Below are 14,808 nucleotides of genomic sequence, written 5' to 3' on the forward strand. Positions count from 1 at the left end.
AAGCTCATCCTTTAAAATTTTTATTTAATTTATCTTATTTTCCAGCTAATCTCTTATATGTTTGATATCTATCTTTTGCAGCTTTTTCTGCTTCTTGATATAATTGGTCAGCTGTTTCAGGGAATGATCTCTTGAGTGAAGAGTATCTAACTTCTCCTTGGATAAATTCTTGGAATGATTCCTTAGGTTCTCTTGAATCTAATTGGAATGGATTCTTTCCTTCATCAGCAAGTCTTGGATCGAATCTCCATAAGTGCCAGTAACCAGCATCAACTGCTTGTTTTTCTCTAAATTGAGATTTACCCATACCGATTCTTATACCGTGGTTGATACATGGTGCATAGCAGATGATTAGAGATGGTCCATCATAGCTTTCAGCTTCTTTCATAGCTTTGATTGTTTGGTTTTGGTTTGCGCCCATAGCAACTTGTGCTACGTAAACATAACCGTATGAAGTCATCATTAAACCAAGGTCTTTCTTTCTTACCTTTTTACCAGATGCAGCAAATTGTGCTACTGCTGATAATGGTGTAGCTTTAGATGATTGTCCACCTGTATTTGAGTAAACTTCTGTATCGAATACTAAGATATTGATGTTTTCTCCACTAGCTAGTACGTGGTCTACTCCACCAAATCCTATATCATAGCTCCATCCGTCTCCACCAAATATCCAAACTGATTTTTTAATCATATAGTCTTTTAGTGAATATATTTTGTGTAGTAAATCTTTTTGTTTTTCATCACTTACACTGTTAGCTTTTTCTTCAAGGTTAAGAATTTTAGCTGTTGCTTCTTTTGAAGCTTTAACGTCTTCTTTTCCTTCAATCCATGCTTTGAATGCTTCGCTTAATTCACTATCAGCTTCTAATTCATTGAATTGATTCATATATGTTTCAAGAAGGTGTTTGTTTGAATCAGCTGCAAGTTTCATACCATAACCATATTCTGCTGCATCTTCGAATAATGAATTACCCCAAGCTGGACCTTGTCCACAAGCATTTGTTGTATATGGTGTAGCTGGTGATGATGCTCCCCAGATTGATGAACAACCTGTAGCATTAGCTATATACATTCTATCTCCAAATAATTGAGTAACAAGTTTTGCGTATGGTGTTTCTCCACATCCTGCACAAGCACCTGAGAACTCAAGTAATGGTTGTTTAAATTGAGAACCTTTAATTGTCATTGGATCCATAACATCTTCTTTGTATCCAACTTCTTCATGAGCATATTCCCAATTATCTTTTTCTTTTTCAACTTCTTCTTCGAAAGGTTTCATTAGTAGAGCTTTCTTTGGAGCTGGACATACATCAGCACAGTTTCCACAACCTGTACAATCAAGTGGTGAAACTTGGATTCTGAAATCATATCCGTCCATTCCCTTACCAATTGCTTTCTTTGTTTCAAATCCTTCTGGTGCATTAGCTTTTTCTTCTTCTGTTAATAAGAAAGGTCTAATTACAGCGTGAGGACAAACGTATGAACATTGGTTACATTGGATACAATTATCAATTTGCCATTCTGGCACGTTAAGAGCAATTCCTCTCTTTTCATATTGAGTTGTACCTGGTTCAAAGTCTCCATTTGTTCTATCTTTGAAAACTGAAACTGGAAGTTCGTCTTCTTTTTGTTCAATCATTGGTTTAACGATGTTTTTGATGAACTCTGGAAGTTCTTTTTCTTCTTTAACTTCATCTTTTGCATCTTTCCATGAATCTGGAACATTAACTTTAACTACTGCATCAATTCCTTGATCTACTGCTTTGTAGTTCATATTTACTATATCATCACCCTTGTGTCCATAAGCCTTAACTATAGAATCTTTAAGGTATTTGATAGCTTCATCTATTGGAATTACATTTGCAAGGTTAAAGAATGCGGATTGCATAATCATATTTGTTCTTGAACCTAATCCAATATTAGCAGCAATGTGAGAAGCATCTATTATATTAAAGTTAATATTATGTTCAGCAATGTATTTTTTCATTGAAGCTGGTAGATGTTGTTCAAGTTCATCTTCTGACCATGGACAGTTTAATAAGAATGTACCACCATCTTTAAGTCCAGCTAATAAATCATATTGATTAACGTAAGCTGGTTTTGAACATGAAATAAAGTCAGCTTCATCTAATAGATATGTTGATCTAATTGGATTTTTACCAAATCTCAAGTGAGATACTGTAAGTCCACCAGATTTTTTAGAATCATAGTCAAAGTAACCTTGAGCGTACATATCAGTATTATCGCCGATGATTTTGATAGCTTGTTTATTAGCTCCGACTGTTCCATCAGATCCGAATCCCCAGAATTTACATCTGCTTGTACCTTCTTGTCTGATTCTTAAATCTGTTCTTTCAAGTGATTTATTTGTAACATCATCTGTAATTGATAATGTGAAATCATCTTTCATTTCTCCAGCTAAATTGTTAAATGCTGCTTCAATGTCTGCAGGGATTGTATCTTTTGAAGATAATCCATATCTACCACCTATAATTTGTGGTTTGTCTTCTACATCATAGTAAGCTGATTTAACATCAAGTAATAATGGTTCTCCAACTGAACCTTTTTCTTTTGTTCTATCTAAAACAGCAATTTTCTTTACTGTTTTTGGTATAGCTTTTAATAAATGGTCTTTTGAGAATGGTCTGAATAAGTGAACTTCAACCATACCAACTTTTTTGCCATCTTCTACTAATTTATCAATAGCTTCTTCAGCTGCTTGGCAAACAGAACCCATAGCAATGATGATTTCTTCTGCATCATCTGCACCATAATAATTGAATAATCCGTAATTTGTACCGATTAATTCATTGATTTTGTTCATGTAGTTTTCTGTTATACCTACTATATCAGTATATGCAGGGTTTGAAGCTTCCATTCTTTGGAAGAAAATATTCTTTTCAGCTGTACCGATTGTTTTTGGTCTTTCTGGATTTAAAGACTCATTTTTAAATTTATCTACAGCTTCGTAGTTTACTAATGGAGCTAATGTATCATAGTCCCAAACTTGTATTTTTTGAATTTCGTGACTTGTTCTAAATCCATCAAAGAAATGGCAGAATGGAATTCTTCCTTCAATTGCTGCTAAGTGAGCAACTGGTCCTAAGTCCATTACTTGTTGAACTGATCCTGAACATAGCATAGCAAATCCTGTTTGTCTTGCTGCCATAACGTCAGAATGGTCACCGTAAATTGAAAGTGCGTGAGTTGCTAGTGTTCTTGCTGCAACATGGAATACACCTGGCAATCTTTCTCCAGCAATCTTATACATATTTGGGATCATTAATAATAATCCTTGGCTTGCTGTGTATGTAGTAGTAAGTGCTCCTGCTGCAAGTGCTCCGTGTACTGCTCCTGCTGCACCAGCTTCTGATTGCATTTCCTTTACTTCAACTGGTCTTCCAAATACGTTTTTTCTACCGTTTGCTGCCCAAACATCTACTGCTTCAGGCATTGGTGATGAAGGTGTTATTGGATAGATTGTTGCTACATCTGTAAACGCATAAGATACGTGAGCAGCTGCAGTATTACCATCCATAGTCTTCATAGCTCTCTTAATTGTCATTTAAGACCTCCTAAAAATTATATGAATCAATTATCGTCAACACTATTTTTAGTATAATAAATATCACATCATTAGTCAAGCAAATATCAAATAATTTCACAAGCTAATTATCATTGTCAGAATTTTTAAATAGATTGTCTGTCATTACTTTTGCTGCGTTATATCCCATAGATTTTTCTCTTTGGTTCATAGCTGCAACCTCAATAATCATTGCTAAATTTCTTCCTGCTCTTACTGGAATTAAAATTTTTGGAATTTGAACATTTAAAATTTCTGTATAATGCTCGTCAAGTCCCAACCTATCATATTCATAATCTTCTCTCCAATGTTCAAGCTCTATTACCAAATCTATGTCAGTTGAAACTTTTACAGAGCCTGTACCATATAGTCTTCTTACATCTACAATTCCAAGACCTCTTATTTCTGTATAATGCCTTATATTTTCTGGAGCTTGTCCTACAAGTTTATTATCATAAGCAGCCATTTCTACAACATCATCAGCGACAAGTCTGTGACCACGATTTACTAAATCTAAAGCCGTTTCACTTTTTCCTACAGAGCTTTCTCCTCTAATTAAAACTCCAACACCAAAAACTTCTAGAAGTTCTCCATGAATTTGAGTTCTATCTGCAAAAATATATTCTAATTCTTGCGAAATTATTGATGTTAATTTTGTCGTAGGAAGTTTTGACCTTAAAATTGTAATATCATAATAATCAGCAAGATCTAATATATCTTTTGGCAATCCTGCATTGTATGAAAAAAGTATAGCTGGCATTTTGTATGATAATATTCCCCTAAATCTTTCATATTGCATTCTATTGTCAAGACTTGTTAGGTAGGTATATTCTACGCTTCCTATTATTTGTAATCTTTTATAAGGAAATTCTTCCAAATATCCTGTAAGTTGAAGACCTGGCCTATTAATATCTGGACTTTGCAAAATAACTTCATCATAATCTGTGGATTTGTGAACTATTTCAAGACCTAAAATTTCAACCACGTCTTTTAATTTTACGCTTGTTTGTTTTCCCATTTTATCCTCTTTAATTGTTTAATTTAAAATATTTAATTATTTCAAGTGCTTGGCTTTCCCCAATCAAATCTACTTCCATAAGTTCTTCTAAGCTTGCTTTTTTTATATTTTTTACGCTTTTAAAATGTTTTAGAAGATTTTCTTTTTTTCTTTTTCCTATGCCATTAATATTATCAAGTTCAGATTTTTTCATAGTTTGAGTCATTAATTTTCTATGATAATTTATGGCAAATCTGTGGGCTTCTTCTTGGATTTCGTAAATTAATTTATATACTGGATCTCGTTTTTTTATTTGTATTTCTTCATTTTCATATATAATTGCTCTTGTTGTATGCTTGTCATCTTTAACAAGTCCTGCAACTTCTATTGAAAAATTTAAATCTTTCAAAACTTTTTTTGCTGACTTTACTTGACCCTTTCCCCCATCCATTAATATTAAATCCGGAAGTTTTCCAAAACCTGTGTAAGTGTTATTATTTTTAATTTCTTTTTTTGCTCTTTCAAATCTTCTTGTAAGAACTTCTTCCAAGGAATGATAATCATCTGGCCCTTCTATAGTTTTTATTTTGAATTTTCTGTATTCTTTTCTTTCTGCTATCCCATTTTGAAATACAACCATTGATCCAACTGATTGGACCCCCGATGTATTAGAAATATCGTAAGCTTCTATCCTGTTTAAAGATTTCAAATTCAAAATTTCTTTTAATCCATTCAAGCCAGAATGCTTTTTTCTTTCTTTTTCTTCAAGCCTTTTTTCATATTTTTTCATCATATCGCTTGCATTTCTAAAAGCCATATCTACTAATTCTTTTTTCTTGCCAAGTTTTGGACAATGAATTTTTACCTTAATTCCTTTTTTCTTTTCAATAAATAAATTAAGGGCATCAAGATCTGATGGCAATTTGTGAACTAAAATTTCTTTTGGTATATACATAAGGTTTAAGTAAAATTGCTTCATAAAAGATGAAATTATATCTTCATCTTTTTCTCTGTAATCATCTTTTATAATAAAATGTTGTCTATCGACAATTTTTCCATCTCTCATAAAAAATACCTGCATGGTAACATAAAATATTCCTTTGGACATTGCAATTATATCTATGTCATCACCATTTGTTGTAGTAACTTTTTGTTTTTGAGAAATGGTTGACAAGGCCCTATGGTAATCTCTGTATTTTGCAGCATTTTCAAAATCCAAAATTTCACTTGCCTTATTCATCTTATTTATAACTAAATTTGGAATATAATCAGACTTATTTTCTAGAAAATTTTTGATTTTATTTATATTATCCATATATTCTTTCTCATTTCCCTTGCCAACACAAGGAGCTTTACACCTATTTATATAATAATTTAGACAAGGTCTATCTAATTGCTGTCCCTTATCAAAATTTAGATTGCAAGTTCTTATTGGATAAAGTATATGAAATAATTCTATTACATCATTTACTGCATAAGCATCAGGATAAGGGCCATAATAATAGCCCTTATCTTTTTTTACATTTCTTACTTTTTGAATTCTAGGAAATTTTTCATTAGTAATTTTTATATATGGATATTGCTTATCATCTCTTAGTACAATATTATATTTTGGCCTGTTTTTCTTTATTAGATTTGATTCTAGTACAAGAGCTTCAACTTCATTTTCTACAATTATATATTCAAAATGATTTATGTGACTTACCATGGCAAGGACTTTTCTGCCCTTGTTTTTATTATTGTCAAAATATTGGCTTACACGTTTTTTTAAATTTATAGCCTTACCAACATAGATTATTTCATCTTGGCTATTTCTCATTATATAAACGCCTGGTAGGTCTGGTAATTCTATTAATTTTTCCTTTATTTGATTATTCATCAAATCTCTTTACATCTTTCTATCAAATATTCTAAATCTGATCCTTCAAGATATGGAGATAAAACTTCTTGACATTTTTTATTATATACATTTAGCCATTCTATTTCCCACTTATCCATCATATCCATATTTATTGGTCTAGTATCAATTGGCACGTAAGTTAGACATTCGAATTTCATAAATTTACCAAATTCATTTTCCAAATCTTTTTTCACATAAACTTCGCTTTCAATTCTTACTCCGTGTTTATCTGCTATATATAGACCTGGTTCGATTGATGTTGTCATATTTTCTAATAATTCTACATCATTAAATTGAGAAATATTATTTGGGCCTTCGTGAACTGTTAAGCTAAATCCAACTCCGTGGCCTGTTCCATGGAAATAATCTTTTCCAGCTTTCCACAATGGATATTTTGCAATTGCATCTAGTCTTTGTCCCTTGGTTTTTTCTTTAAATCTTGCACTCATCAAGGCTATATGAGATTTTAAAACTAGGGTATAGTCTTCTTTTTCTTCATCAGTCAATTCTCCAAGGGCAATTGTTCTTGTTATATCTGTAGTTCCCTCTTTATAATGAGCGCCTGAATCTACCAACAGAAGTGATTTTTCTTCAAGAGTTTTTGATGAAAGTGAAGTTGGTTCATAATGGACAATAGCTCCATTTTCTTTGTAGCCTGCAATTGTTTCAAAAGAATCTTCAATATATGATTCATTTTCTTTTCTTAAATCTTGCAATTTTTTGCTAGCTATAAGCTCTGTCAAAGAACCCGTACTTGTTCCAACTTCAACCCAATTAAAGAACTTAATTAAACTTACACCATCAATAATATAAGCTTTTCTTTCATTTTCTAATTCAGTTTCATTTTTAACCGCTTTCATTTGAGTTGAAATATTTACACCGCTAGTAATTCTTACATTTGAATTTATAGAATCAAAAATTGCAACGTTAGTTCTTTCTGGATCTATATAAATTCTATTTTTTCCCTTAATATTTTTTAACAAGGAGTAAATATAATCATAAGAATGAACTTTTATCTTATTTTCTTTTAAATACTCCAAAACTTCATCGTCAAGTTTATCTTGGTCTATGCAAAGATGAATTTCATCCATTGAAACCAACAAATATGACAAAACTACTGGAGTATATCCAATATCATTTCCCCTAATATTTAAAAGGTAACAAATATCTTCTGGAGAACCAATAAAATTATAATCGCAATCTTTTTTCTTTAATTCTTCTCTTAATCTATTTATTTTTGATTCTAAACTTTCGCCAACATATTTTTGATCATAAATCCAAACTTTTTCTTTTGGAAGGCTTGGTCTATCTTCCCAAATTTGAGAAATATAATCTATGTCATAAACCAAAGCACGTGATGCCATATTTTCACTTAAAGATTTGTAATCTTTCACTGAATAACAAGTACCATCAAAACCAATTTTTCCAAATTCTCCAACTTCTTCCAACAAAAATTCTTCCATAGTTGGATCTTCATCAAAACCTTGTTTATAAAATTCAAATTCTGAATATTTTAATTCATTTGCAGCTTGCAAAAAATATCTTGAATCTGTCCAAAGTCTTGCCTTATCTTTTGTAACAACGCAAACTCCCGCAGAGCCAGTAAAACCTGAAATAAATTCGCGAGTTTTATAATAATCACTAATATATTCTGATTGATGAGGATCAGATGTATTAATAATATAAGCATCTATTTTTCTGCTAGCCATTAGCTCTCTAAGCTTTTCTAGTTTTTGATCAATATTCATAATTTCTCCTTTATTTTTATAATCTTATTCATATTATACCATTGTTGCATAATATAAAAATTGATTTTTTTAGGCGCTTTCTATATAATTAATAATGCTAAATAAAGAATAAAAAAGAGAGAGTGATTAAATGAAATTAGGAATAGTTGGCCTACCAAATGTAGGCAAATCAACTTTATTTAATGCGATAACCAAAGCTGGAGCAGAAATTGCAAATTATCCTTTTTGTACAATAGATCCAAACGTAGGACTTGTAAATGTTCCAGATTATAGAGTTGATTATCTTGCAAAAATGCACAATTCAAAAAAAATCGTACCAGCAGCTATAGAATTTTATGATATAGCAGGACTTGTAAAAGGTGCAAGCAAGGGCGAAGGATTGGGAAATAAATTTTTATCAAATATAAGAGAAACAGATGCAATTGTAGAAGTTTTGCGTTGTTTTAACGATCCAAATGTTACTCACGTCGATGGTAACATTGACCCATTAAGAGATATTGAAACAATAAATTTTGAGCTTATACTTTCAGACCTTGAGCTTGTTGAAAAAGTTTTGGTAAAAAGAGAAAAAGTTGCAAAATCTGATAAATCAGCAAGAAGCGAAGTTGAATTATTAAAAAGAATAAAAGAAGTTTTGGAAGAAGGAAAATCTGCCAGAGTTTTAAATTTGCACGATGAAGAAAAAGCTCTTCTTAAAACCTACCAACTTCTTTCAACAAAACCAATAATTTATGTTTGCAATGTCGATGAAAGTGATGTTGCAAATAACGGCGATGATAATGAATTTGTTCAAAAAGTTAGAGAATTTGCCCAAGAAGAAAACGCCCAAGTTTCTGTAGTAAGCGCAAAAATTGAGCAAGAAATATCAGAGCTTGAAAGCGAAGAAGAAAAGAAAGAATTTTTGGAAATGATTGGTCTTAGCGAATCAGGTTGCGATCAAGTTATAAAAGATTCTTACAAAACCTTAAATTTAATTTCATTTTTGACAACAGGAGAAGATGAAACAAGAGCTTGGACAATTACAAATGGAACAAAAGCTGTAGATGCTGCTGGAAAAATCCACACAGATATACAAAGAGGTTTTATAAAAGCAGAAATCGTAAGTTTTGATACTCTAAAAGAATATGGTAATATGGCGAAAGTAAAAGAACATGGTCAACTTCGTATGGAAGGAAAAGATTATGTTATGAAAGATGGAGATATTACCAATTTTAAATTTAATGTTTAGGTGAGATATGAAAAAACAAGCTAAACTTATTGTTCATACAGGTTCTATGTTTTCAGGCAAAACCACTTCCCTATGGCGTGAGCTTTATAGGATGAAAGTTGCAGGATACAAAACAATTGCATTCAAACCATCAGTCGATTCAAGACATGAAGATGAAAAAATAATAAGCCACGATAATTTGGAGCTTGATGCGATTAAAATAGAATCTATAAAAGAAATTTTGGATTATGCAAAAAATAATGAAATTGATGCTATAGGAATTGACGAGGTTCAATTTTTTCCGGATAAGCCATCAAAAATTGTAGATTATTTTGTAGAACTTATGCAAAATCATATTACAATTGTTGTCTCAGGTCTTGATATGGATTATAAAACAAAACCATTTGAAGTTGTAAAAGAGCTGATGCCAATAGCTGACGAATTAATAAAACACCATGCTATTTGTGCATCATGCGGAGAAGATGCTTGGGTTTCATTTAGAAAATCTTACAATGAAGAAAGAATAGAAATCGGAGCTCAAGATTCATACGAGCCTTTGTGCAGATCATGCTACAATAGAAAAATGAAAGATAGAGAAAAAAATAAAAATCAAATATCACTAGACGAAATTTAAACTGCTCTTTATTGAGCAGTTTTTATTTTTTATAACTTATATCTGAAAATTTCTAAAAAAATAAGGCTGTTATTTCTAACAACCTTATTTTTTAATTTTATTTAATTATTATCTTTCAACTACTAGAGCTGTTCCCATTCCTCCACCTATACAAAGTGTTGCAAGACCTTTTTTAGAATCTCTTTTTTCCATTTCGTATAAAAGTGTTGTTAGAATTCTTGCTCCAGATCCTCCGATTGGGTGACCTATAGCAATTGCTCCACCGTTTACATTTGTTTTTTCTGGGTCAAATCCCATTTCATTTCTTACAGCGTATGATTGAGCTGCGAAAGCTTCGTTTGATTCAACTAAGTCAAGATCTTCAACTTTCCATCCTGCTTTTTCAAGAGCTTTTTTACTTGATGGAATTGGACCTGTTCCCATAACTTTTGGATCAACTCCTGCAGATGCATAGCTTACGATTGTAGCTAATGGTTTAACGCCTAATTCTTTAGCTTTTTCTTCACTCATAACTACAAGACAAGCTGCTCCATCATTGATTCCTGATGCGTTAGCTGCTGTAACTGTACCATCTTTTATAAATGCTGGTCTTAATTTAGAAATTCCTTCTTGTGTTACACCGTCTCTGATATATTCATCATCTTCAACAACTGTAACATTTCCTTTTCTATCTTTAATTTCTACTGGAGCGATTTCATCTTTAAATCTTCCTTCAGCACGAGCCTTGCTTGCTCTTTGTTGGCTTACTGCTGCAAGATCGTCTTGCATTTCTCTTGTGATTCCATATTTTTCAGCTACATTTTCAGCTGTAACTCCCATGTGGTAGTCATTATAAACATCCCAAAGACCATCAGTAATCATTTCGTCAACAAATTTTTTGTTGCCCATTCTAGCTCCCCATCTAGATTCATTAGATAAGAATGGAGCGTTTGACATACTTTCAGCACCACCTGCTAAAACAACGTCAACATCTCCTGCTAAAATCATTTGAGCTGCAAGTGAAACAGTTCTAAGTCCTGATCCACAAACTTTATTAATTGTCATTGCAGGTGTTGTTATTGGGATTCCTGCTCCTAATGAAATTTGTCTTGCAACGTTTTGTCCAAGTCCTGCTTGTAAAACGCATCCTAAAACAGTTTCTTCAACATCTTCTGGTTTAATTCCAGCTCTTTCGATAGCTGCTTTAGCTGCAACAACGCCCAAATCAACTGCGCTTTGTGATTTTAAAGCTCCACCAAAACTTCCTACTGGAGTTCTAGCTGCACTTGCAATTACTACTTTTCTTGTCATAATTTCCCCTTTCGATTTTATATCTGATAAATTGTTATCTTAACTTACAATACGATTATAACATGTAGTTAAAAATTTATCAAACATTTTCTAATATTTTTTATTTGGATTTTGAAATCCTTTTTCTAATATTTTTACTTACAATAAAAATATACAGGATAAAAAAATAATTGCAAAAAATTTCTAATAAAAAACATCCAAAAATTAATTTGGATGCAAAAATTTATTTATTTTTATTTAATTTTAAATATAGGCTAGTTAGGATAATTATAAGAATTAGAGGAATTATCCATGGAAAATCTACAATATTTAAGGAGATAACTTGTATAATTTTTTTCAATACTGATTCTAAACCAACTAACAAAGAAACATTTACATTAAACATTTCTTTTAAAATGTCTATCAAACTTACTAGAGCATCCATAAATGAAACTATTGTTACCACAATAAAAGAATTTCTAATTACTAATTTATCGAGAGAATTTTTCCCAATCAAATTAAATACTACTAAAACAATTGCTAAAGGATACACAAATTGTAAAAATGGTCCTGTAAGCTTTACTATTGATTCCACTCCAAGAACAGATAATAACAAAGACACTAAAGCTATTGCTATTGCAAGAAAACTATAATTAAATTTATTTTTAGAAAATTCTGCGAAAATATTAGAAATTGATGAAATCAAACCTATAGATGTTGTAAAACATGCCATAATAATCGCAAGCAATAAAACAAATTTGCCCTTATCTCCAAGAATTTTTTCTGAAATATAATTTAATAAAATAACTCTTGAATCTGTATCAATACTTGTTGATGCACTTGCTCCCAAAAATGTAAGTGAAATATATACAAAAGCAAGTCCAAAAACTGCAATCAATGATGCTTGAATAGTCTTTTTTAATAATTGATTTTTATAGCCTTTTTTTATCACGCTTTCTACAATTATTGGTGTAAATGCAAGAGCTGCCAAAGCATCCATTGTATTATATCCTTCAAGCATTGAATCAGAAAATATTTTACTTAAATCTATATTAATTTCTTTTATTTGTCCAATTGGATTTAACATTCCAACAATTATCATTATAAATAAAGAAATTAATAAAAGTGGTGTCAAAAATTTTCCAATTAAATCTACAACAGAATTTTTTGCCAAAGACAAAAACAATGATAATCCAAAAAATATTAAAGTAAAGACCCAAATATTTACATTAAAGCCTGCTGATTGTACCATCTCAAAACTTGTAGCTGCAGTTCTTGGAATTGCTCCTAAAGGTCCAATACAAAGAGCAATAATTAAAACTATTGCTTTTGAAAGCCTATCTCCTGCAAGTGAAGTAAAAGTAAAAATATTTCCTTGCCTTTTTGCCATACTAACTACAGCAAGCAAAGTTAATCCGACTCCCACAATTGTAAAGGCAATAGATGCCAATAACCACTTATCTCCATAAGTATATCCCAACATTGGTGGAAAAATTAAATTCCCCGCTCCAAAAAACATTGCAAATAATGCAAATCCTATTACTAAAATATCCATAACTCCTCCTTAAAGCTGTACTTTTATATTTTACCATTTTTTTGATTACTTATTAAGTCTTTTTTAAAGTTTTTTACAAATTTTTAATTATTTTCTTTAAATTTTAATATTTTTCTTTTAAAAAGATATTTATTTATAAATTTGAAAACATTTTATTATGAATTTTTATAAGATTTGACATATATTTCCAATGAAATCAGTAAAATTATCCATTTTTTAAAAAAGTTATTCTTGACGAAAAAAATAGGAGATTTCTCTCCTATTTGTATGATTCTATAAATTTTTTGTCATCTTCTGTCAAAGAAAAATTATTTTGGTCAGTTATTATTTCTGCTCCGTCTTTTCTTATGACAAGTTGGTGTTCAAATTGTGAACAAACGGAACCATCTTTTGTTCTTGCTGTCCATCCATTTGAATCCATTTTTGATTTCCAATCGCCAACTGCTATCATTGGTTCAATTGTAAATACCATATTTTCTTCTATTCTAGGACCAAAGCCTTTTCTTCCATAATGTGGAACTTGTGGGTCTTCGTGCATTTCTTTTCCGATTCCATGACCTATAAAATCTCTTATAACTGAAAAGCCGTTTTCGTCTTCGACATATTTTTGAATTGCATAACCAATATCTCCAATTCTGTTGCCAGGTTTTGCAGCTTCAATTCCTTTGTAAAGAGCTTTTAAATTCACATCAACTAACTTCTCATTTTCTTCGCTCAATTTTCCAATTTTATAAGTCCAACAAGAATCTGCAAGTCCTCCCTTGTAATCAATTACATTATCAATTGAAACTACATCGCCTTCTTTTAGTACATAATCTGAAGGAAATCCGTGACAAATTTCATCATTTACGGATATGCAAAGTGTATATGGAAATCCTTGATAACCTAATTGGGCAGGTCTTGCATTTTTGTGTTTTATAAATTTATTTGCAAAATCGTCAAGAAATTTTGTTGTTATTCCAGCTCTTATTACTTCTTTTATGGCAAGGTGTGTTTGGCAAAGAATTTCTGAAGCCCCATACATTTTTTCTATATCATTTTCTGTATAAAGTCTTATCATTAAAATTCCTTAAAATTTTATAATTCTTTTTGAGCAATAAATTGGAATTTTGAGCCGTCTAATTTTGGTTCAACTTCCCAAATTGAATTTATTGATATTTCTTTTGTTAATTGATCAAAATAATACATTACAATTCCTGCATCAACTAAATTTGCTTCGTCTTTGTAATCTTCTAAATATAAATTTACAAAATTATCTTTTAAAACAAATCTCCATGGTTGTGAATTGTATGATGATGGTGCAAATCTTAAATATGAGAATAAATCATCAAGTCCTCTTTGAGAAAGCTCTTCTACACTTGCTTTGTGATCTAAATCATCAATAAATACAAATTCATTTATTCCTTTTCTATCATCGTATCTGTGTTCTCTAATTTCTTGTTTTGTAGCTTCGCCAATTGCAAGAATTGACATAATTTTTCCCTCAGCATTTACAAAAGCTGATTTTAAAATATCATCGCTTACTCCGCTTACTGTAATGTAGCAAGAAGCTAGTCCTAGTTCAGATAATTTAGTAATTAATTCTTCAAGACCATAAGCTCCTTTAACAAGGGCAGATTTGCTATCATTTGTAATATCAAGTGCAACATACAAAGGCGCTTTTATCATAACTCCCTTGTAGCCAGCGTTTCCTTTTAATTTAAAATAAACTTCTTCTCCCTTATTATTTACTTGGTAATGAAGATCCTTTTCACCAAATTTATTTTCTAATTCTCTTGTAATTTGGTAAATCTTTTTAATTTTTTCATCATCTACTTTTTCATCTTTAAAATCTCTAGTAGAAGTTCTTGTTTTTAAAAAATTTGTAGTTAACATAATTCCTCCCGTTTTAGATATTATACCTTAAATAGTAAGT

General features: G+C 31.0%; 10 protein-coding genes. 2 read left to right on the plus strand and 8 right to left on the minus strand.

All coding sequences use genetic code 11. From position 1 onward, the window contains the following. Positions 1-34: 34 nt before the first annotated feature. The 4 genes from nifJ to HMPREF3045_RS02220 all read right to left on the minus strand — a co-directional run bounded on the left by nifJ (position 35) and on the right by HMPREF3045_RS02220 (position 8,228). Positions 35-3,565, minus strand: coding sequence for a pyruvate:ferredoxin (flavodoxin) oxidoreductase (gene nifJ, locus HMPREF3045_RS02205; RefSeq protein WP_004838927.1), 3,531 nt, complete (start codon positions 3,563-3,565; stop codon positions 35-37). 103 nt (positions 3,566-3,668) lie between these two features. Continuing rightward, positions 3,669-4,601: an HPr(Ser) kinase/phosphatase gene (gene hprK, locus HMPREF3045_RS02210; RefSeq protein WP_004838928.1), complete on the minus strand. Its 933-nt coding sequence runs from the start codon at positions 4,599-4,601 to the stop codon at positions 3,669-3,671. Positions 4,602-4,611: 10 nt separating this feature from the next. Further along, positions 4,612-6,459 carry an excinuclease ABC subunit UvrC gene (gene uvrC / locus HMPREF3045_RS02215; RefSeq protein WP_070736927.1) on the minus strand — a complete coding sequence of 616 codons (1,848 nt, stop codon included), beginning with the start codon at positions 6,457-6,459 and terminating at the stop codon, positions 4,612-4,614. Continuing rightward, entirely contained in the window at positions 6,459-8,228 is a 1,770-nt protein-coding gene (locus HMPREF3045_RS02220; RefSeq protein ID WP_070736928.1) for an aminopeptidase P family protein, read from the minus strand. Before HMPREF3045_RS02220 ends, uvrC begins: the two co-directional genes overlap by 1 nt. Positions 8,229-8,358: 130 nt before the next feature. Here HMPREF3045_RS02220 and ychF point away from each other — a divergent pair, with 130 nt between their 5' ends. Beyond that, the gene (gene ychF / locus HMPREF3045_RS02225; RefSeq protein ID WP_070736929.1) at positions 8,359-9,456 is read left to right on the plus strand and encodes a redox-regulated ATPase YchF; all 1,098 of its coding nucleotides are present in this window, start codon (positions 8,359-8,361) and stop codon (positions 9,454-9,456) included. Between the two features lie 7 nt (positions 9,457-9,463). Beyond that, the gene (locus HMPREF3045_RS02230; protein ID WP_004838932.1) at positions 9,464-10,069 is read left to right on the plus strand and encodes a thymidine kinase; all 606 of its coding nucleotides are present in this window, start codon (positions 9,464-9,466) and stop codon (positions 10,067-10,069) included. A gap of 108 nt (positions 10,070-10,177) precedes the next feature. On the opposite strand, the gene HMPREF3045_RS02235 is transcribed toward HMPREF3045_RS02230, so the two are convergent. The 4 genes from HMPREF3045_RS02235 to HMPREF3045_RS02250 all read right to left on the minus strand — a co-directional run bounded on the left by HMPREF3045_RS02235 (position 10,178) and on the right by HMPREF3045_RS02250 (position 14,768). Next, positions 10,178-11,359 (minus strand): acetyl-CoA C-acetyltransferase, encoded by a 1,182-nt coding sequence (locus HMPREF3045_RS02235; protein ID WP_070736930.1) that lies wholly within the window; start codon positions 11,357-11,359, stop codon positions 10,178-10,180. Positions 11,360-11,582: 223 nt separating this feature from the next. Then, positions 11,583-12,893: a branched-chain amino acid transport system II carrier protein gene (gene brnQ, locus HMPREF3045_RS02240; RefSeq protein WP_070736931.1), complete on the minus strand. Its 1,311-nt coding sequence runs from the start codon at positions 12,891-12,893 to the stop codon at positions 11,583-11,585. Positions 12,894-13,152: 259 nt separating this feature from the next. Beyond that, on the minus strand, positions 13,153-13,953 hold the full coding sequence (map, locus tag HMPREF3045_RS02245) for a type I methionyl aminopeptidase (protein ID WP_070736932.1): 801 nt from the start codon (positions 13,951-13,953) through the stop codon (positions 13,153-13,155). A gap of 17 nt (positions 13,954-13,970) precedes the next feature. Then, on the minus strand, positions 13,971-14,768 hold the full coding sequence (locus HMPREF3045_RS02250; RefSeq protein ID WP_070736933.1) for a nitroreductase family protein: 798 nt from the start codon (positions 14,766-14,768) through the stop codon (positions 13,971-13,973). Between the last annotated feature and the right edge of the window lie 40 nt (positions 14,769-14,808).

This window comes from Anaerococcus sp. HMSC075B03, from assembly GCF_001815585.1.
In the GTDB taxonomy this organism is placed as follows: Bacteria; Bacillota; Clostridia; order Tissierellales; family Peptoniphilaceae; genus Anaerococcus; species Anaerococcus vaginalis.